The 20,172-nt window shown below is 67.6% G+C and carries 14 protein-coding genes; 11 read left to right on the forward strand and 3 right to left on the reverse strand.

Features of this window, described 5'->3' with window-relative positions:
* Positions 1-114 precede the first annotated feature (114 nt).
* Both ACR2MZ_RS00385 and ACR2MZ_RS00390 read left to right on the forward strand, forming a co-directional pair.
* Positions 115-1,653: a spermidine synthase gene (locus tag ACR2MZ_RS00385; protein WP_434003093.1), complete on the forward strand. Its 1,539-nt coding sequence runs from the start codon at positions 115-117 to the stop codon at positions 1,651-1,653.
* Positions 1,650-2,888 (forward strand): PQQ-dependent sugar dehydrogenase, encoded by a 1,239-nt coding sequence (locus ACR2MZ_RS00390; protein WP_434003094.1) that lies wholly within the window; start codon positions 1,650-1,652, stop codon positions 2,886-2,888. The genes ACR2MZ_RS00385 and ACR2MZ_RS00390 overlap by 4 nt, the downstream gene beginning before the upstream one ends.
* A gap of 5 nt (positions 2,889-2,893) precedes the next feature.
* On the opposite strand, the gene ACR2MZ_RS00395 is transcribed toward ACR2MZ_RS00390, so the two are convergent.
* The gene (locus tag ACR2MZ_RS00395) at positions 2,894-3,364 is read right to left on the reverse strand and encodes a PaaI family thioesterase (RefSeq protein WP_434003095.1); all 471 of its coding nucleotides are present in this window, start codon (positions 3,362-3,364) and stop codon (positions 2,894-2,896) included.
* Between the two features lie 441 nt (positions 3,365-3,805).
* On the opposite strand from ACR2MZ_RS00395, the gene galT reads away from it, so the two are divergent.
* From galT to ACR2MZ_RS00440, 9 genes are all read left to right on the forward strand, one after another.
* On the forward strand, positions 3,806-4,711 hold the full coding sequence (galT, locus tag ACR2MZ_RS00400) for a galactose-1-phosphate uridylyltransferase (RefSeq protein WP_434003096.1): 906 nt from the start codon (positions 3,806-3,808) through the stop codon (positions 4,709-4,711).
* Positions 4,704-5,621, forward strand: coding sequence for a galactokinase (locus ACR2MZ_RS00405; RefSeq protein WP_434003097.1), 918 nt, complete (start codon positions 4,704-4,706; stop codon positions 5,619-5,621). Before galT ends, ACR2MZ_RS00405 begins: the two co-directional genes overlap by 8 nt.
* Positions 5,618-8,257 carry a glycoside hydrolase family 2 protein gene (locus tag ACR2MZ_RS00410; protein WP_434003098.1) on the forward strand — a complete coding sequence of 880 codons (2,640 nt, stop codon included), beginning with the start codon at positions 5,618-5,620 and terminating at the stop codon, positions 8,255-8,257. Before ACR2MZ_RS00405 ends, ACR2MZ_RS00410 begins: the two co-directional genes overlap by 4 nt.
* Positions 8,254-8,430, forward strand: a complete 177-nt coding sequence (locus tag ACR2MZ_RS00415) for a hypothetical protein (protein WP_434003099.1) — start codon at positions 8,254-8,256, stop codon at positions 8,428-8,430. Before ACR2MZ_RS00410 ends, ACR2MZ_RS00415 begins: the two co-directional genes overlap by 4 nt.
* Positions 8,427-9,035 carry a 5-formyltetrahydrofolate cyclo-ligase gene (locus tag ACR2MZ_RS00420; protein ID WP_434003202.1) on the forward strand — a complete coding sequence of 203 codons (609 nt, stop codon included), beginning with the start codon at positions 8,427-8,429 and terminating at the stop codon, positions 9,033-9,035. The genes ACR2MZ_RS00415 and ACR2MZ_RS00420 overlap by 4 nt, the downstream gene beginning before the upstream one ends.
* Before the next feature lie 131 nt (positions 9,036-9,166).
* A complete protein-coding gene (locus ACR2MZ_RS00425; RefSeq protein WP_434003100.1) occupies positions 9,167-11,242 on the forward strand; it encodes a cellulose biosynthesis cyclic di-GMP-binding regulatory protein BcsB in 2,076 nt (691 codons plus the stop codon).
* Positions 11,239-12,054 carry a hypothetical protein gene (locus tag ACR2MZ_RS00430; protein WP_434003101.1) on the forward strand — a complete coding sequence of 272 codons (816 nt, stop codon included), beginning with the start codon at positions 11,239-11,241 and terminating at the stop codon, positions 12,052-12,054. Before ACR2MZ_RS00425 ends, ACR2MZ_RS00430 begins: the two co-directional genes overlap by 4 nt.
* 20 nt (positions 12,055-12,074) lie before the next feature.
* Positions 12,075-12,893, forward strand: a complete 819-nt coding sequence (locus ACR2MZ_RS00435; protein WP_434003102.1) for a DUF4397 domain-containing protein — start codon at positions 12,075-12,077, stop codon at positions 12,891-12,893.
* Between the two features lie 161 nt (positions 12,894-13,054).
* Complete coding sequence (locus tag ACR2MZ_RS00440) at positions 13,055-13,645, forward strand: class F sortase (protein WP_434003103.1); 591 nt, start codon at positions 13,055-13,057, stop codon at positions 13,643-13,645.
* A gap of 194 nt (positions 13,646-13,839) precedes the next feature.
* Here the strand turns inward: ACR2MZ_RS00440 and ACR2MZ_RS00445 are convergent, their stop codons facing one another.
* A complete protein-coding gene (locus ACR2MZ_RS00445) occupies positions 13,840-18,318 on the reverse strand; it encodes an outer membrane protein assembly factor BamB family protein (RefSeq protein ID WP_434003104.1) in 4,479 nt (1,492 codons plus the stop codon).
* Positions 18,315-20,135, reverse strand: coding sequence for a hypothetical protein (locus ACR2MZ_RS00450; protein WP_434003105.1), 1,821 nt, complete (start codon positions 20,133-20,135; stop codon positions 18,315-18,317). The genes ACR2MZ_RS00445 and ACR2MZ_RS00450 overlap by 4 nt, the downstream gene beginning before the upstream one ends.
* Positions 20,136-20,172 lie beyond the last annotated feature (37 nt).

Consider the following 20,172-nt stretch of genomic DNA (forward strand, 5'->3'; position numbering starts at 1 on the left):
GCTGCCAGCCCACAAGGGGGGAGCCGGCCGGCTCGGGATCACCGGACCTTTGGCACTTACCTGGAGGGCTTTGGCGGGGGAGGCCTGCCTCCCCTGCGGTTAAGCTGCACAGGCTTGGAAAACCGCCGTCTGCTCCTCCCGCTGGTCTCCGTGTCCGGCATGTCGTCCCTGGCCATCGAGTTCGGTGCCTCGCGCCTGCTGGCTCCCTACTTCGGGACGAGCCTCTACGTCTGGGGGGTGCTGATCGGTCTGGTGCTCGTCTATCTCAGCGCTGGTTATGTGCTGGGCGGCCGGCTGGCCGACCGCTGGCCCCGCCACGACCTGCTCTTCCAGATCACCGCCTGGGCTGGGCTCTGGATAGGCCTCATCCCGCTCCTCGCCTACCCCATCCTGCTCGAGTCCCAGCAGGGCTTTGCCCAGCTCTCGGCAGGCCTGGTGCTCGGCACGCTCCTGGCGGTGGTCCTGCTCTTCGCGGTGCCGGTGATCCTGCTCGGCTGCGTCTCTCCCTTCGCCATCCGGCTCCTGCTGCGCGACGTAGCCACCGGCGGCAACACCGCCGGCGCCGTCTATGCGCTCAGCACGGGGGGGAGCATCCTGGGCACCTTCCTACCGGTGTTCTGGCTCATCCCCACCTACGGCACCCGGCCCACTCTCATCATCTTCAGCGTCGCCCTGCTCGCCCTCTCAGTCCTCGGTCTCTGGCCGGTGCCCCGGCGGCGGCTCTACGCCGTGATGCTGCTCATCGTGATCGCGGGGGGAGTCCTCCTGCCCCGCGGCATCAAGCCGCCGGAGTACGGGCGTCTCCTCTACGAGACAGACTCCGCCTACAACTACATCCAGGTGGTGCAGGACGGACCCAAGACCGAGCTGATCCTGAACGAGGGCCTGGCGGTGCACTCCATCTACAACCCGCAGTCGCTCACCACCGGCGGTCCCTGGGACTACTTCCTGCTCGGGTCCTACTTTCGCCCAGCGCAGACGAAGGAGCCCAGGCCGAAGCGGATAGCCCTTCTCGGCCTCGCCGGCGGCACAGCGGCCCGCCAGTACGACGCCGCCTTCGGCCCCTCCCTCCAGATGACGGGCGTGGAGATCGACCCGGCCATCTTGCAGGTTGCCCGCAAATACTTCGACCTGCACGAGCCGAATCTGGATGTGCAGGTTCAGGATGCGCGCTACTGGCTGGCGACGCAGCCGCCCGAATCGAAGTTCGACATCATAGTCATGGATGCTTACCGTCAGCCGTACATCCCCTTCCACCTGACGACCAAGGAGTTCTTCAGCCTGGCGAGGCAGCATCTGGCGCCGGGTGGCGTCGCCATAGTGAACGCCGGCCGCACGCAGTCGGACTACGGCCTGGTGGACGCCCTCGCCAGCACCATGGCAGCGGTCTACCCGAGCACCTATCTGGTCGACGTGCCGGCCTTCACCAACACCATCATCTACGGCTCCACCGACAGCATCAGCGAGGCTGACGTGCGCCACAACCTCCAGCTGGCTCAGGAACCGCTGGTGCAGGAGGTGGCAGCCAGTGCCCTCAAGGAAGGGAATCTGCGAGCCTCGCCCTACCACGGCCAGGTCTTCACCGACGACCTGGCTCCGGTCGAGCGGCTGATCGACCAGATCATCCTCGGCTACGCCAGCGGCAAGAGGTGAGGCTCCGCTCCTCGCTGCTGCTGCTGGGTCTCTTCTTGCTGGTCGCCTGCACCGGCGGCGGTACCTCCTCGCAGCCCAGCGGCAGCCCCCACGCCAGCCCCAGCCCCACTCAGACGTCAGCACCCACTGTCCGGCCGAGCGCAACGCCCTCGCCGGCGCTCAAGGACCCGGGCCCGCTGAACCTGCGCTGGGAGCAGGTGGCGGGCGGCCTGGTGGCGCCCTGGGAGTTGGTCTTCTTGCCCGATGGACGGGCGCTCATAAGTGATCGGCCGGGCCGCATCCGGCTGCTGGACAGCTCGGGTCTGAAGAGCGACCCGCTGCTCAGCTTGAGGGTTTCAGCGGTGGGCGAGAGCGGTCTGCTCGGGATGGCCCTGCATCCGCACTATCCGAGCTCGCCCTACCTCTACGTTTACTACACGTACCGGAGCGATCAGGGTCCTACCAACAAGGTGGTTCGCTTCACCGTGCAGGACTCCGGCGGCGGGGGCCTGACGCTGAGCGGAGAACAGGTCATCCTGGATGGGATCGCCGGCGACGGCGGCTGCTGCCACTTCGGCGGCCGGGTCAAGTTCGGTCCGGACGGGTACCTCTACGTGACGACTGGTGAGGCCTACCACCCGCAGCGTTCACCGGACCTGAAGTCGCTGAACGGCAAGATCCTGCGCATCACAGACGCAGGCCAATCGCCGGCCGATAACCCCATCCCTGGCAGCCCCGTCTACGCCTCCGGTTTCCGCAATCCCCAGGGCCTCGCCTGGGATTCCGGGCAGCGTCTCTACGTCTCCGACAACGGCCCCACTGGCGAGTTCGGCTTCTGCTGCCACGATGAGGTGAACCTCATCCAGCCCGGCGGCTACTACGGTTGGCCTGCCTACGCCGGCAACACCAGCACCGGCCAGGCCGGCGGCAGCAACCCCATTCCGCCGATTTTGGAGAGCGGCCCCGATGTGGCCTGGGCGCCCTCAGGCGCCACCTTCTACACGCCCAGCGCCGATGAGCGACCCACCCTGCTCGTCGCCACGCTCAAGGGCACCGCGCTGCGCCGTGTCTTCCTGGATCCGGCTCAGCCTGACAAAGTGCTCAAGACCGAAACGCTGCTGAGCGACCACGGCCGTCTCAGGGACGCCGTCGCCAATCCCGCCGACCACTGCCTCTATGTTTTGACCAGCAACCGGGACAACCGCGGCAGCCCCCAAGCCGGTGACGACCAGGTGCTGAAGGGCTGCCCCGTCTGACCTGTCTAACCCAGTGTGCGCTCGGCCGGGAGGCAGAGCAGGCGAACCTGCCCGCGCGCCACCAGGCGGCCTTCCTCATCCTTGAGCTCGACAGCCCAGACCTGGGTGGTGCGACCGCGGGTGACCGGGATCGCACGCGCGCTGAGAGTGCCCTCTGAGACGGCTCGGATGAAGCTCGTGTGATTATCCAACCCCACCACCCGCTGGCCCCGGGGGTGAGCGACGGCCGCCGCGCCGACCGAGGCCAACGTCTCCACCACGCCACAGTGCACGCCGCCATGGACGATGCCGTAGCCCTGATGGTGCTTGGCGCTCAGATCCAGCCGGGCAGTGACCTCGTCCGGGCCCGCTGACAGGATCTGAAGGCCCATCTCACTAACCCAACCGCTCGCTTCGATGTGGGCGCGTAGTTCAGGGTCGAGCATCGCTGCAACATAGAGGAAGGCCGGGTCTCTTATGAGACCCGGCCTTCTCAACTAGCACACGCTCGCGGAGCTTCCCACCTCCGACTCTGGGAGCCGGGGAAGGATTTCGGCAGCGTCTAGAGGTTCCCCTCCGACACTCCCAGCGGGCAAACGAGGCGGTTGGCTCCACGACTAGGTTGATCCAACTTTTGCCTCACCTCCTTGGCCTTGCGGCGGTGAATTACGAGCCGCTCTACTCGGCGAGCGCCCCGCGAGGTAAGTATAAACTCCAAGCTCGATGCCGCCCCCGCGCCAGTCTGCCCCGCGGGCGGTTCGAGCCGGCTCTTCGGTCCTGCCGGAGGCCGCTCACGCAAGCCGAACAGAACCACTGCCCGACCGGCGACAACCCGGCCAACCTGGGCCGGCCAAGAGGACAGCAGCCTCTGCCGGCAGCCTCCGGAAGCGCTTGGTGGCCAAGTCCGACGGCCGCTATCTCATCCTCTACGAGCGGACTTGAGCGAGCTTCGCTGGCATCCGCTCCAGGGCGAGTGGGTGACCGGAGCGCCTTGGCGGCAGGACCGCACCTATCACCCGCCCGCGGAGTTCTGCCCGCTCTGCCCGACGCGCCCGGGCGGCCTGGAAACGGAGGTTCCCTTTCCCGATTACCACATAGCCGTCTTCGAAAATCGCTTCCCCTCCTACACCCGGCAGGAAGGGCGCTGCGAGGTGGTTTGCTACACGGCCGAACACGAATCGTCGCTCGGCCGGCAGCCGGTCGAGCACATTCGGGACCTGATCGAGGTCTGGGCCGACCGCACGTTGGAGCTGGCTCGATTGCCCAACGTCCGCTACGTCTACGTCTTTGAGAACCGCGGGGAGGAGATCGGCGTCACTCTGCCTCATCCCCATGGCCAGATCTACGCCTATCCCTTCCTGCCGCCGATCCTGGCCAGGGAGTGCACCGCCTTCGCCGAGCATCACCGCCGCACACGCCACTGCCTCTACTGCGATCTGCTGGCCCAGGAGGGTGACGAGCGGTTGGTCGCGCGTCAGAACGCCTGGCGAGCCTTTGTGCCGGCTTTCAACCGCTGGCCCTATGAGGTGCATATCGCGCCTCATGACCACCTGGCGTCACTGAGCGATCTCGATTTGAGACAGCAAACCGATCTGGGCCGGGTGCTGAAGGAGGTGGTGCAGCGCTACGACCGTCTCTTCCACAAGCCAATGCCCTACGTCATGGCTGTGCACCAGCGGCCCCCCGGGCGCGGCAACCGGCACTTCCACCTGCATTTCGAGTTCTACCCGGCCCTCCGCTCGGCGGACAAGCTCAAGTACTCGGCCGGTTCTGAGCTGGGCGCGGGCGCCTGGATCCTGGACCAGCGGGCCGAGGACTCGGCGGCGGAGCTGCGCAGTGCCTGACGGCCAGTGGGTCGGACGTGCGCCGGGTCGGGTGAACCTGATCGGCGAGCACGTCGACTACCTGGGGGGAACGGTGCTGCCCTGCGCTATCGATCGCTTCCTTACAGTCCGCGGCCGGCCTGCTGAGCGCTGGACTGTCAGGAGCCAGGTGCAGGGCGCCCTGCCCTACGCCGAAGCGCTGGGCGAGGAGCTGGGCTGTCCGCCCCAGCAGCTGGAGGTGGAGTCGACCGTGCCGCCGCAGGCGGGGGTCAGCTCGTCGGCGGCGCTGCTTGTCGCCATCACCGCAGGGCTCCGGCCTGAGTGGTCGGGCGAAAAGGCGGCGGTAACCTGCCAGCGCGCGGAGCAGAGGGCGACCGGCGTCCAGGTGGGCGTCATGGACCAGTTCGCCAGCGCGCTCGGCCGACAGCGGCATGCGCTGCTGCTCGACTGCGCCACCCTCGACTACTGTCTGGTGCCGTTTCCGGAAGAGCTGCTGATCGCAGTCCTCGGCTCGGGCGTAGAGAGAGCGCTGGCCGACACCCCCTACAACCTCCGCCGCCAGGAGGCCGAGTCGGGCCATCTCAAGCGCCTCCGCCACGTGGAGTCCGAGCTCAGCCGGGTAGCCCAGTTCGCCTCAGCGCTGCGGGCCGGCGACCTCCGGCAGCTGGGCTCGCTTCTGAAAGCTTCCCACAGGAGTTTGCGGGACGATTTCGAGTGCTCGACGCCCCAAGTCGACGCCATAGTGGAGCGCGCCTGGAGCGCGCCCGGCTGCTTGGGCGCCCGCATCATGGGCGGCGGCTTCGGCGGCAGCATCGTCGCGCTCCTGGCGAGGGCGAGTGAGGCGGCCTTCAGCCAGGCGCTGGTAGGGGTTCCCCTGCTGCTCTGCGAGACTGCCGACGGCGCCTACGCCGGCCGCGCAGGGCGCCCGTGAACGACTGCCTTCTGCTGCCGCTGCGGCAAACCTCGGCCGGCGCCCGGGCGGTGGTGGGCTGGGAGGCGTGCTGGCTGCCGCTGGGCGAGGGCGAGGCTGAAGGTCTGGCCGGGGGCGGCGGCCTCGGCTGGAAGCCCGTGGCAGTGCCCGAGCAGCAGGCGGCGACCAGCGGCCGTTCGGCGATCTGGTATCGCACCCGCTTTCCCCGCCCCGACCACAACGGACGCGTGGTGCTGCGGCTGGGCGGAGCCTTTCTCGCCACCCATGTTTGGCTGAACGGTCGCCTGCTCGGCTCTCACTACGGTTACTTCGCAGCTTTCGGCTTCGACATCACCTCCCATCTGCGCCCCGACAACCTCTTGGTCATCTGCTGCGAATCGCCCATCGAGACGGATCTCACGCGCAAGCGCCACGTCATGGGCATCTTCAACGACGGCGACAGCCGGCCCTATCCCGACAGCGCCTGGTTCAGCCTGCCTGAGCCGTATCGCTGGGAGGTGCCAGTCGGCCTCTGGCGCCCGGTCGAGCTTGAGTACGTCGGTCCGATCATGATCGACTGGCTGCATCTGCGGCCCCGGCTCGTCGCCGGCGACAGCGGCCGGCTGGAGGTGGAAGTCCGCCTGCGCAACCTGGATGGGCGCCAGATGGACGGGGAGCTGCTCTTGGAACTGGTTCGACCGGAGGGCCCGCCTCTGCGCCTGCGCCGGCAGGTGCGCCTGGCGGGTGGCGCCGAGATCACAACCAGCCTCGGGCTGAACGTCGCCGGCGCCCACCGCTGGTCGCCCTGGCGTTTTGGCGAGCCCAGCCTCTACCAGGCGCAGGTCAGCGTCACCGTGCAGGGCCGCCCGTCGGCAGAAGTGCGCGAGACCTTCGGCTTCCGCGACATCCGCGTCCACGCCGCCCAGGACGGCTGGGATGTCCGCATCAACGGCCAGCCGGCTTTCATTCGCGGCGCCAACTACACGCCCAGTCTGCGGCTGGATCAGCTGGACGCTGATCTATTTCGGGCCGATCTGGAGCTGGCGAGGGAGGCGAACCTGGATGCGCTGCGGGTGCACGCGCACGTCTTGCCAGACGAGTTCTACCGGCTGGCGGACGAGGCGGGCATCCTGGTGATCGCTGACTTTCCACTCACGCTCGCCTACGCCTACCATGCCACGGCTGAGGAGGCTCGCTTCTTCGAGACAGTGGTTCGCGACCAGGTCCCGGAGATGGTGCGGCAGCTTCGCAACCGATGTTCGATCTTCTTTTGGGTGGCTCATGACGATCCGCCCTGGATACCGGCCAGCGCTTCGCTGGCCGATGTGCATGCGGTTCGCCAGAACTACACGATCGACCAGGAGATCAAGGCAAGCATCGACCAGCTGGACCCCGAGCGGACTGCTTTGGCGGCGTCCGGAGAATTGGATCAGCACAGTTGGTTGGGGTGGAAGGAGGGCTCTTGGTCGGGGTTCGGAGACGCCTTGCCGGCCTTTCTCACTGAGTTCGGTGCGCAGGCCGCCCCGACTCTGGATTCCCCCGTCTGGCGCCAGCTCAGCACACGCTGGCCGTTGCGCGGGGACGATCCCCAGTGGCTCTATGCCGGCTTCCACCTGCCGTGTTGGGCCGAGCGGGGAGCGGGGCTGCCGACCGACTTCCCCGACCTGGCGAACTTTGTGGCGGCCGGCCAGGAGTACCAGGCGGGGCTGCTCGCATACGCCATCGACCAAGCCCGCAAGCGGAAGTTCGAGCCCTGCTGGGCTGCTTTCCCCTACCAGCTGTGTGACTCTTTCCCAGGTATAGGCTTCGGCCTTGTGGACGCGGCCCGTGTGCCCAAGGCAGCCCTGGCGGCGGTGCGGGAGGCGTTTGCCCCAGTCCGGGTCATCATCGATCCAGTCGGTTTCACGCCGCTGCAGCCGTGGGGCTTCGGCTACCGATCGGAGAGGCCGGTAGGCCTTCGCCTGATCATCGTGAACGACGACCCGAGCCTCCGAGGGAGTGCTGAACTGCGCTGGTTCGTGGTCCGCGAGCACAGCTTGGAGACCCGGGGCAATTCCTGGTTCCGGGATGCCGTACGGCGTAAATCCTTCTCCGGCTCGGTCAGCGTCGGGTTGCCCAGCGCCGTCGAGCCAGCGCTGCAGGCTACCAACCTCACTCTGCCGCTCGCTGCGGGAAACTATCGCCTGGAAACCGACCTGCGGCCGGCAGGCCGAGCGCCTGTGAGATCCTCGCTGGCAGTCCAGGTTCGGGCGGAGCTGCCGGAGCCACGCCGGCGCCCGCAGCTGCCCAGCTATCTACTTGAGCGCATAGTCGTGCACGACAGCCTTCGACCTGACCTGGAGGGGGTTCGGTTCACACTGCGGAACCTGACTCGACCTGCAGTTCTGGCTGGGTTGGACGATCTCCGCCTTGATGGTCGGCCGCTGGTTGAGCCCAGGCTGTCGCTCGAGACCGACTCCGGCCGTGTGCCCCTGCCGCGGACCCTCGACCTGCCCTTCGGACGCGATCTGACAGTGCTGGTCGAGCTCGACTTTCCCCTCGAACCCGGCGATCATGACCTGGAGTTGGACCTGAACCTGCCGGGCGTGGCCAGCGGCCGAGCGCGAGTGAGCGGGCGCATCAGGCCCGACGAGGCACTCAGCAGAGGATGGAAGTGAGCAAGACTCTGCTGGTGCTCATCGGCCTGGTGCTGCTGGCCCTGCTGTTTGCGGTTCTGGCCGTGGTTGACTACGTGCGCTCGCGCCATGCCGGCCGCCGACGTGCGCCAGCAGCCCGGTCGGCTCGTCCGCCCGGCCGGCCGGAGCCTCCAGGCCCTCCCTCCGGCGGCTGAAGGAGGCGGGGACGCCAGACTGGTTTCCCGCTGCCGCTAGAAAGGCGGAGTGGCGATCGCATCTGCGAGCCACTCGAGCCTCCCTGCCGGCGGCGCAGCGCTCAGCCGCGGCTCTGGCGGCAGCTGTACGGCTCGTTGCCCTGCCAGGCTTGACCGAGTTCAAGGTTGCAGCCCTCTACCTCCCGCTGGCTGGGGAACTGGACACCCTGCCTCTGGCTGAGCGGCTCGAGCTCAAGGGCGTCAGGATCGTGCTGCCCCGGGTGAGAGGAGCGACCCTTGACTTCGCGCCGGGGCCGCCGGCCGGTGCTCTTCGCAGTGGCTTCCGGGGCTCGCTGGAGCCATCGGCCGCAGCTGTGGCGCTGGAGTCCATCGACCTGGTAGTCGTGCCGGGCGTCGGCTTCGATCTGGCAGGCAATCGTCTGGGCCAGGGTGGCGGTCACTACGACCGCGCTCTGGCGGAGTTGACAAGAGCAGTCCGCGTTGGCTATGGCTTTGATTGCCAGGTGGTGGAGTGGCTACCCAGTGATGGCTGGGACCAGGGTTTGGACGCCGTCGTGACCGAGGCGCGAAGCCTGCGCTTTCCACATAGAAAGCGAGGTTCCTAACCAGGGATGCCCAAGTCCGTTCGGGACTTCAGTCCTATTGACCGGTGGAGAGGCGTCATGTAGAAACCGAGGAGCATGGGGGAAGAAGCCATTGGGGCCGACGCGCTGCGGACCGAACGGCTCGCGCCGGGATGATCCTGGCTCTGGGCTTGAGCGGCGCTTTTCTGCTGCTCGGGCCGGCAGTCGGCGTGTGGGCAGCAGGCCCCGCCGCAGCCCCTCTGCAGCCTGTATCTGCTACCGATCTCGCCCAGGAGATCAGCATCACCGACCTCGGCGCCGGCCCGCAGACAGTTCACGGGCAAGCGGGCTCTATAAACATCGCCTTTCCCGCGCCGGCGGCGCCCCTGGCGAGCTCCGGCAGCTTCGTTCGCGTCTTCTTCGGGCACAGCGCCACCATCCCGCCCGGCTCCCGAATCGAGGTCGCTGTCAACGGTCGGCCGCTCAGCGACTCAGCGCTCAGCACCGGGACCGCCGGCGGCGCTGTATTCGAATCCAGAGTGCCGCAGGAGATCCTGAGCCGCGATGGCCCCAACCTCCTGCAGGCTCATTTCTTGCTTCCAAACGGCGGCCAGGCAGCAAAGGGGCTTTTTGGGCGGCTGGACGGCCAGACCCTGATTCACTATGCGCTGCAGCGGCCGGCCGGAGCTGACTCGTTGGCCTTGAACGATTTTCCTTACTCGCTCATCGAGCCAGCCTCGGCGACATCCAGTCCACCCCTGGCGCTGGTCCTGCCAGACAAACCCCAGGCTGCGGAGCTAGGAGACGCCCTCCGGCTGACGGCGGCCGTTGGTAAATCGGCCCGATCGAGGCGGGTTCAACCCAAGGTGATCACCACCGGGCAGGCCGACTGGCCGAGTGGCGTGGTGGGCCCGGCAGTGGTCGTCGGCCGGGCCGAGCGATCGCCCCTGATCAGCCGCCTGCTGCAGGCGGCAGGGTTCTCGAAGACCGACCGCGGCTGGCGGTCGCCGGGTGGTCAAGTCGCCGGGACCGACGATGGCCTGCTGGCAAGCCTCATCTCACCCTTTGACGGCCGGACCCCTCTGGTCATAGTCGCCGGCGGTAGCGAGGCCGCCCTGGGCCGGGCGACAGACGCGCTGGTCGGTGCAAATTCCACTGCGCTCGCGACCAGCACGGCCGTGCTGACCGGAACTGCTCCCACGGCAGCGCCAGGACCCGCCAAGCGCCTGCTCAGCCTGGCCGGACTGCTGCCCCCTGACACCTTCGTGGAAGGCGCTGGCGAGCACAGGGTGGTCTTCGGCGTGCCGGTGCCGGCGATTGACAATGGCCAGGCCGGGTCGGTGCGACTCAGCACGGCCGGTCCGGCGGCTTACGTCTCCGGGCCGGCCACGCTGACACTGGATGTGAACGATCACCCGCTCACGGCACCACAGGTGGCGCTGACCTCGCGGCCAGAACAGGTGGTGCTGCCCCTGGACGGCGACCTCCTGAGACCGGGTATCGACGGCTTCGAGGTCACCATCCATCTGAGCGGCGGCCGGACTCAGCTGTTCATCCCCGGCTCGGCGATCGCCCTGCCTCCCGCGCCCAATGGCGCGTTCGGGCTGGAGGCGCTTCCGTACCCGTTCTTCGATCCGACCTCGAGAGGATCTCTCTCGGTGATTCTTGCCAACGGGCAATCGGCCACCCTGAATACGGCTGCCACCGCCCTGGCGGCGCTCGGGTCGCGCTCGCTTGAGGCCCCGCCCCGCGTCCGGGTTCGGCCGCTGGCGCCGAACCGCGGGTTTTTCGCGGACAGCCCTTCAGTGCTGGTGATCGGCACGCCTTCAGGCGCTGGTCAGACCGCCGGCGGCCCTACCCTCTCGCTTCACCTCGGCCTGAAGGGCCGCGCGGATCTGGCCCCTGTCGAGTCGCGCGGCACCACTGGCGGCGGTAGCGCACCCGTCGGCTGGCTGGACGAGGTGACCCAGCCGGATTCCGGACTCCAGGCGGCGCTCTGGGTGGGGGGCACCGACACCGCGGCGGCGCAAGCCGCGGCCGCCGCGCTCTATGAGAACGGCCTCAGTCACCGGGTGGAGTTGGTTGCGGCGGATCGAAGCGTCCGAGCTCCGATCGGCGCCGCTCAAGAGCCGGTGGTCAGCACGCCCCTGGAGCTCCGGATCGCCGAGCTGTTGCCTGTGGTGGCTCTGGCTGCCCTTCTCTTCTTCCTGGGGCTGGAGATGACGCGCCTGCGGCGGAGCTTTCGATGAGCTTGCGATGGCTCGATCTGCGAGCGGCGTTGCTGGCGCTGGTGGCCTGGGCGCTGCTCGCGGTGGCCGCAACGTGGGCCGTCAGCACTGCCCTGGCGACTCTGTTCTTCGTGCCGGCCCTCGCGCTGGTGGTCGTCGCTACCTTCAGGACTATCCGACTCGGGGCTGTGGTCGCTCTCCTCTGTGCAGCCGGCTTCGGGTTTTCTCAGCTGGTGACCTCCGCCCAGCCTGCCGGCCCCGAATTCGGGGTGCCGCAGGCGGAAACAAACTTGCCTCGGCTGCTCCAGCTGACCAGCCCGGGCGGCGAGGCGGCGGCGATCCTAGGCGCCGCGCTGCTGCTGGCGACTGTCGCTCTGGGCAACTTGGTGGCCGGCCGCCTGCGCGACGCGAGAGGGCAGCAGGTGGAAGCCGCGGAGCGACTGGACCTGGAGCAGGCGGTGCCCGCGATGCTGATTCGCATCTCGCCTGAGAAAAGCCTGGCCTCGTCCCCCGCAGGGGCAGCCGTGATCGCACGGCTGGCCGACATCGTCAGTGAGGGGTTAACCTCCTTCAACACAGTTGTGGTCCGCCGAGGCCAAGACGTGCTCGTGCTGCTGAACGACGCCGACCCGACAGCCGCTGAGAAGGCAGTCGAAGCCAGCGCCGTCCGCGCGAAACGGGTGCTGAAACGCCGTTTTCGCACAGCTGTCACGCTGCTCCCCGGCCGGCCTGAAGACATCGAAGCCAAGCCGGCGGCTGCCGGCTCCCGCCCCCAGGCCAACGGGGTGTCCGGCCGCCGCCCGGCGGCCGACCTGGCGGCAAGGAACCAGTAATCGGAACCAGGAGACGATACATGAGGTCGATCACTACAACAGGTGCCTTTGCCTTCACGCTGGCCGCAGCTTTCCTGGCCGCCGCCGGCACTGTCGCCCAGGCCGCCGACCAGGCCAACGTCCGCATGGTCTATGTCTCACCTGATGGACCGAATGTGGACCTCTACTGGGACTCATCGCAGGCGCTCACCAACGTCACCTACAAGACTGTGTCGACGTACATGACTGTCCCGCCCGGCGCCCACGATTTCCGCGTCAATCAGGCTGGTTCGAGCTCCGCCGTCGTGGCGGAGGTGCAGAGCTCCCTGGCCGCGGGCTCGTTCAGCACCATAGTGGTGGGCGGTAAGTCGGGACAGCTGCGAGCCGCTGTGTTCAATGACGCGATCTCGACACCTGGCCAGGGTCAAGCCTCGGCGCGCTTCATTCACACGGCTCCAGAGGTCCCGGGAGTGGACGTGGCAGTCAAGGGTGGGCCTGTGCTCTTCACCAACATCTCCTTCCTGCAGGCGTCCAGCTATGGCTCGCTGGCGGCCGGTTCATACGATCTTGAGCTGAGGTCGACAGGCACCGACCAGGTGCTCTTCACGGCCACGGGTGTCGTCGCGTCGCGGGGAACCATCCACTCGCTGGCGGCCATCGGCGGCGTCGGCCGTCCGATCGAGCTGCTGCAGATTGCAGACGCCACGTCCAGCTCTTCCAGCCCGTCCGGAGGCGCCGACACAGGGGGAGGCGGCATGGCCATTCGCCAACCGGCCGCCCTGACCTTGGTGGCGCTCAGCCTCCTGCTCACCTGCCTGTTAGGCGCGGCAGCCGTTCGGCGGCAGAGACGCCTGCTCTGAAGGACCGGCCGGGCAAGGTAGTGCTGGCGGTCGCGGCTGCGGCCCTGGTCGCGTACGCCTGCTTTCCTGGAGGCCGGGCAGTGCTCCGTACCCACGGAGCAGGAGCGGCACCGGCTCCGGGTTCCGCCCGGCTGCCGGCTCTGGCTGCAGCCCCGGGGGGCATGCAGCTGGCAACGCCGACAGTGCGGGCTCCGCTCGAAGGCGGCGGCGCCGTGCCTGCGCAGGACTCGCCCGAGCGGCCTGTCGCCGCGCAGCCTCTGCGGATCGAGATCGCCAGCATCGGCGTCTCCTCCAGCCTCGGCCGGGTTGGGCTAGAGCCCGACGGCACCATTCAGGTGCCGAGCGACTACGGCCAGGCTGCGTGGTATGCGGGGGGCCCGGCCCCAGGCGAGCAAGGTCCGGCGGTGATCCTGGGTCACCTCGACTCCTTCACCGGACCGGGCGTGTTCTGGAACCTGGCCAAGCTTCACCCTGGCGATCCGATGACAGTTGTGCGCCAGGACGGCGTGGCAGTTGGCTTCCACGTGTCAAGAGTGGAGAGCTTCCCGAGGGACCGTTTTCCGGTCAGCGATGTGTACGGGGCGCTCCCTGGTCCCGAGCTGCGCCTGATTACCTGTGGCGGCACCTGGGACTGGGGGGCGAGGCGCTACGGCTCCAACTTGGTTGTCTTCGCCGCTGCCGACGCGCGGCCGACCCCCGCGGAGATCCCAGCGGCGAGACGAATGGGGAGCCACGGCGCGGCTGCAGATTGATTTAAGAAGTAGGGCGTGCTAGGCCACGCTGACCGAGGTGCCGAGGATCAGTTGTGTGGGCGCAGCTTTTGTGCCGCCGAACCAGTCCAGCCCCCTCAAGCGGACCCAAGCTGCGAGACCACCCAAAGGCGGAGGCGGCGCTGCCGCGAATCCCAGCCGGCCCGAGCCCAGCGCGCTGAGGCGCGCTGGCTCACCTACCCCACGCTGACTGTGTCAATGACAACCTGAGAGATGGCCCCGCCGTTGTGGGCAGTCACTGCCATGCCCGCCAACGATGGAGCAGTCATACCGAGAGCCACGGTTGAGCCCGGGATCGCAGTCCAGGTGACCCCATCAGCCGAGGTGTAAGCGGTGAAGCTGCCGGCCGCGACTGTCACCCGTACATAGGCGGGCGGGGCTCCGGCCACCGGGCCGGCCGCCGCCGAGGCTCCGCCCTGAGTGGCGCGGTATTGCACTACTACGCCGTGACCCGGCGTTACGAAGACCGCGTAGTAAGGCGAGGCGGGGTCGGTGCTCTGCCGGATCATCAAGCCGCCCTTGGCCCAGGGATCGCTGTTGCCCTGCGACACCACGCGGCCGCTGACGCTCCCATCTCCCGGCAGCTGCTGCCAGACGTAGTGGAATTGGTCAGCGTTGCCCCAGATGTCGCTGCCACCTCCGTCGACGGTCCAGGCGCCGTTGTTCAGCGCTTGATCACCCGGCAGCCCAGGGTTTCCGATGTCGGCGCAGTTCCAGTTCGCCGGGCAGAAGACTGGAGGGGGTGGGGCGGTCGCAGTGATGGCGACGCTGTCCATGGTCACTGTGCTGAGAGCAAGACCGTTGTGCGAGGTCACGGCCATGCCGCCGTAGACCGGGCCGCTGATTCCCGCCAGGACTATGCAGGATCCCCGTATGTAACTCCAGGTGGCCCCGTCAGCTGAGGAATAGGCGCAGAGGACAGAGCCTGAGCGAGCGACACGAAGATAGGCGGGGACAGTTGCCGGAAAGCCCGTAAGTTCGGCGGCTGCCGCCCCCTGGCTCAGCCTGTACTGGATCTGGATACCGTTGCTTGGCGTGACGAGCGCGAAATAGTAGGCTGCGGCAGGATCAGCGCTCTGTCTGAGCATTACGCCGGCCTTTGCCCACGGATCGGAGTTGGTCTGGGCGGTGATGTGCGCGCTCACCGTGCCGTCGCCCGGCACCGTCTGCCAGACGAAGTGGAACTGGTCTGAAGTCTGGAAGATGTCCGAACCACCTCCCTGGATCTGCCAGGTTCCGTTGTTGAGCGTCTGGCCCCCGGCCGGTGATGGTTGTCCGATGTCCTGACAGCTCCAGACGGCGAAACAGCTCCACGCCGGCGGAGGAGCGGTCAGGCTGAGGACTACGTGGTCGAAAGTGACCGAACTGACGTTCGCGGTGTTGTGCGACGTGGCCGCCATGCCGGCCAAAGCCGGTCCACCGAAGAGCGCCACGCTGGATCCTGCAACAGGGGTCCAAGTGGCTCCGTCCGGCGAGGTGTAGGCCGAGAAGATGTTTCCGGACCTGGCCACTTCAAGGTAGGCCGGAACCGCACCGGGCATCATGTTAGCCTGGACTGCGTTGCTGCCCTGGGTCGTGCGGTACTGGATCACTATGCCGTTTCCTGGCGTGGCCAGCGCAGCAAAGAAAGGGGCTCCGGGATCGGCGGACTGGCGCAGCATGACACCCGCCTTGGCGGAGGGATCAGTGTTCGTCTGCGTTGCCACCCGAGCGCTGAAACTGCCGTCACCCGCCAGCGTCTGCCAGACGTAGTGGAAGGAGTCGTAAGGTCCCCAGATGTCAGTGCCGCCCGCCCCAACCGTCCAGACGCCGTTGCTGAAGAACTGCTCGCCGGCAGGGGTCGGATAGCCGATGTCTGCGCACGACCATCCGGCGAGACAGGCGGTCGGCGGCGGCGGGGCGTTGGGGGTCACGCGGACTTGGGTGAAGGTTGCGGTGCCCAGCTTGCCCCCGTTCTGCGAGGTGACCGCGAGCCCGGCCAAGCCGGCTCCGCCATACACGGTCCGTGCGCTGTCCAGCAGGTAGGTCCAGTTCACTCCGTCAGCGGAAGTGAAGGTGCTGAACACATTGCCTGATCGCTGAACCTGGAAGTAGGCTGGGACCGTGCCCGGCACGGTGGCCGCCGGCGGCAGGATCCGCAGGCCCTGCGTTGCGCGATACAGGACTTGAATGCCGGCGCCGGGAGTCACGAACACCCCATAGAAGGGCGAGCCCGGATCGGTGCTCTGGCGCAGCATGATGCCTGCCTTGGCCCCCGGGCTGGTATTGGTCTGGGTAGCGACACGGGCCGTCACAGTAGTGTCACCCGCCACCGGCTGCCAGACGTAATGGAACTGGTCGGAGTAGTAGGAGATGTCGTTGCCGGCGCCCTTCACTGTCCAGACGCCCCCGGCCAGGGTTTGATCCCCGACGAGGCGTGGATTGCCTACATCTCGGCAGCTCCAGCCGGCAGGGCAGGCGCTCGCCGGCGGTGGCGCGACCGGCGCCGCGCCCGGAGTACCGACTGCCACACCCGTGAAGCGGACCGCTCCTGAGGTGCCGTTGACAGCTGAGGTGGCGGCGAGCCCCACCAGGGCCGCGGCCGGCAGGACCACTGTCGCGTCAGTGCCAGGGATCAGTGTGTAGTTGATGCCATCCGCTGCGGTCGCCGCCTGGAAGTGGTCCCCACGTCGCTGCACCTCCAGGTAAACGGGCAGGCCCTTAGCCGGGCTCTGGACAGTGGTAGTGACGCCGCCGAACTGGGTGCGGTATTGGACAGTAACACCGGTTCCTGGAGTCCTGAACACGGCGTAGTAGGGGGAGCCAGCGTCGTTACTCTGGCGAATCATCAATCCCGCCTGGGCTGTCGGGTTGGTCGCCTGCTGAGCCGTCAGCCGGGCGGTTATCTGGGCATCTCCGACAACTGCCCGGTTCATCATGCGGAACTGGTCGGCAGTGCCCCGCACGCCAGCACCGCCCGCCTGGATGGCCCAGTTGCCTCCTTGGACGGCCTCTGAGCCCGCCGGCAGCGGCGCCCCGATGTCCTGGCAGGTCCATCCCGGCGAGCAGTTGGGATCGGGGGGCGGGGGATTCACCGCAGTCAGGCCGAAGGCATATTCGTTGCCGTCGGTTGAGCCTAGGAAGATCCTGCCGGTGGACACGCTGGGCGAACCGTAGATAACCGCGCCCGTCGTGTAGCTGTAGAGCCGGGTGCCCGAGGCCGCGTCCAGCACCTCGAGGGTGGCGCCGGCGCCCGCGATCACCATTCCGTTCGCGTAAGCAAGCGCAGGGACTACCGGCGCAGCCGTGGGGTGCTCCCAGACGAATCGACCAGTCGCCGGGTCGAGTGCGCGCACGAACCCGGGTGTACCCACTCCGTTGATGGTGGTGTTGCCACCGGCGAAATAGAGCAGCCCGTTACCGAACGCTCCAGAGGAGACACTCGCATCGCCACATGGAGAGCAGGTGCCACCCTTGGCGATCTGTTGCTGCCACACCGGTCCAGCCGAAATGTTGTTGCGGTTGAAGCCATAGGCCCAGCCCCCCTTGTTGATCCCCGCAACCAGCGGGTGGCCGGCAGCGTCCGCGAACAGGATCGGGCTGGTGCCCCAGTCCGAGTCCACCCCGGTCTGCGCCGGTGGGACCGTCCAGTAACCCTTGACGGCGAGGCTCGTCGCGTCCAGGGAAACCATTGCCTGCGCCAGCGGTTCGTTGAAACCGCTGGTGGTACCTGTGGTGACGAAGATGGTGTTGGTCGCAGGATCGACTACTGGTGTGGTCCAGATGCCGCCGCCGGTCTGACCAGGGGGCGCGGCGTTGAAGGTGTTGACCACTTGGTGAGTGGTGAGGTTGACTTGCAGCAGCTGGCCCTGTACGAGCGGGCAATCGCCCAGGCTGGAGATGCCTACATACGCGTAGCCGTTGTACAGCAATGGGCTCGCCCAGTTGTAGTGGCCCCCCGCCGCACTGTTGTCGCCGGTGGGCACTGTCCACAGCACCGCGCCGGTATTCGCGTCCAGGGCGTACCAGTTGGAGTCCCCGCCACCGAGATAAACGACGCCGTTCAGAACCGTCGGTGCGGATGAGACGCCCGCCGTCCTGGGGAAGCAGCCGGCCCCACCAGTGGTCGTGCCCAGAAAGGCCTTCCACTTGATGGCGCCGGTGGCCGCGTCAACCGCGTACTCGAACCCATCCCAGGAACCGACATAGGCCGTGCCGGCCACGATGGTGGCCGAGGCGGCGATCGGGCCGCCGGTCTTCAGCGCCCACGACCTGCCGAGCTGGGCAACGTTGCCGGGACCGAGGGTCGTCTCGGCGCTTGCTCCCGTGCGCTGGGGGTCGTGCAGGTAGGTGGGCCAGTCGTCGACTTGGCCGGGGGCCGCCGCCGCAGGCGCGGGTTTGGTGGGCTGCGCCGGCCGAGTGGGTTGCGTCGGTTTAGGGCTTTGGATCGGCTGCGACGCGGGGGGCGTCGGCGCGGCCTGGGGGCTGGGCGACGCTTGTGGTCTCGGCGAAGCAGATGGGGTTGCCGACGCCTGAGGACCTGCACTGGGCGCCGGAGTAGGCGAAGTGGCTGGCGACCCCTGGGCGCTGACTGAACCCGCGGTTAACAGAAGGAGCACAAGCGCCGACAGCACAGCGGAGGGCAGCGTCAAGGTTCGTCGATGAGTCGGTGTCATGGCTGCGCCTCCGGGTCCAGGTGGTAGAGCCGCCAGGTGCTGAAGCCGCCGAGATCCGGGTATTCGCGTACCAGATGCGCGTTGGCCATGCCACCGGCGTAGAGGGTCGGATATTGGCGGTTGACAGCGTCGAGCCGGCCCAGGTCGGTCGGACTGGGCACCAACACGTACTGGATTCCAGACGCTGCGGGATCAGAGAGCACGGCTTTGAAGTCACGATCAGACGTGATCACGAACTGCTTTGGGTTGCTCGAGTTGATCGGGATCGGAAAGCCGAGGAAGTCGTCCAGCAGCACGGAGCCCGGCCGCAGGCCTTTGGCGTCAAGGTCGGCCGCGATCTTTCGCTCGGTTACGTAACGCTGCACTGCTTGCCTTTCGGCAGCGCCCTGGGGCGCATAGATGGCGCGTATCTGCGGGGCGTCAAAATAGTTGAGGCGCGAGCTGGTGATCCCGGAGATCGACACAGGCAGAGCCACAGCGATCGCGAGCACCGCTGCCAACGGGGCGAGCTGACCCGCCCGCCGGCGCCCACCCCGCACACTCGCCCGCAGGAGTGCGAGCGAGGGGAGCTCGGCGGCTCGTGCAAGCATGGCTCTGGCTGCGCCATTGACCGGGCGATGCAGGATCCGTGCGCCGGCGCGCACCCGGCCCGGCCAGGGCAGCCGAGGGCCGGTCCAGCCATCAACCGGCCGACCGGTGACGCGAGCTGGCGCGAGCAGCGTGCCCGTCGTCAGCACCGCCAGCGGCACCGTCACAATCATGTAGCGCAGCTCGTGATCGATGGTGCTCGCGGCGTTGGACAGGAACATGAAGCCGAGCACGGGGCCCAGGATGAGGAGCACTGCAGCGATGTCGGGCGTCAGGCCCTTCCGCCACGCCCGCAGCGCCGCGCCCGCGATCAGGATCGCGATGAACGGCTCGAGCACAAAGATCTGGTTCATCGCGTAGGCGGCCCAGCCTCCAGGCACGTTTGGGGCGGCGGTCTTGGCCGCCAGCTGGGAACTGGTTCCGTATGCGGAAGAGAACTGCTCCAGGGCGTTACCAGTGATCACCCAGCTGACCACCAGCCAGACCAGGAACGCAGCGACCACAGGCGCACCAACCACGGCGGCGGTGCTGAGCGCCTTGTCCAGCCGCTCACGGGTGGTGCCGGGGGCGGTCCTGTAGGCCGCTCCTGCGACCACTGCGACAGCGGCCGCGCCGGCCAGCAGACCCTCGTATCGGGTCAGGTAGGCCGCGGCCAGCGCCAGCCCTGCGCTCATCCCCCAATGCAGCTCCCCGCTTCGCAAAAAGCCAGCTATCCGCCTCGTACCCATGAGCAGAAACAGAAGGAACATCGCCTCGCTCATCCCGTTGGCGGCATAGACGAGGACCAAGGGGTGGATGGCGAAAGCGATTGCAATGGCACTCCGCCTCAACCGGTCCAGCCCCATGTCGGCCAGAAACAGCGCCATCTCCCGAACGGCTCCGGCCATGCAGATGGCCGAAACCAGGCTGCCGGCGAAGTTGTAGGTGGTCATCGCGGGCCAGATCCACTTGAATGGCACTAGGGGCAGAAGCGCCAGCACCGGCAGCGGGCTCCAGACGAAGCCAATCGCTGCCAGATGCGGGTCGTGGCCGAAGAGCATCCGCTGGGCGCTGGCAATGCGCGAGTAGGCGTCGTTGGCCAGCAGATGCTGATTCAGAGCTAGATACGCAGCCGCGGCCAGGTATCCGGCAAAGGCCACCGCGAACACGAGGTCGGCTTCCCCGAACCGCCCACTGGCGCGCCCAGACGCCAGTTTTCGCTGAACACTTGGTGCCGACTTGAGTGGCATTGCTACAGCTTGTCCGCCGCGCCTTGACCGCTGCCTC

The organism is Candidatus Dormiibacter sp. (genome assembly GCF_050999135.1).
GTDB classification, from domain to species: Bacteria; Chloroflexota; Dormibacteria; order Dormibacterales; family Dormibacteraceae; genus Dormiibacter; species Dormiibacter spiritus.

Bases quoted from the DNA above. Each gene is read 5' to 3' on its own strand.
- ACR2MZ_RS00425 (WP_434003100.1), top strand. From the start codon at position 9,167: ATGATCCTGGCTCTGGGCTTGAGCGGCGCTTTTCTGCTGCTCGGGCCG.
- ACR2MZ_RS00430 (WP_434003101.1), top strand. From the start codon at position 11,239: ATGAGCTTGCGATGGCTCGATCTGCGAGCGGCGTTGCTGGCGCTGGTG.
- ACR2MZ_RS00435 (WP_434003102.1), top strand. From the start codon at position 12,075: ATGAGGTCGATCACTACAACAGGTGCCTTTGCCTTCACGCTGGCCGCA.
- ACR2MZ_RS00440 (WP_434003103.1), top strand. From the start codon at position 13,055: ATGCAGCTGGCAACGCCGACAGTGCGGGCTCCGCTCGAAGGCGGCGGC.
- ACR2MZ_RS00445 (WP_434003104.1), bottom strand. From the start codon at position 18,318: ATGACACCGACTCATCGACGAACCTTGACGCTGCCCTCCGCTGTGCTG.
- ACR2MZ_RS00450 (WP_434003105.1), bottom strand. From the start codon at position 20,135: ATGCCACTCAAGTCGGCACCAAGTGTTCAGCGAAAACTGGCGTCTGGG.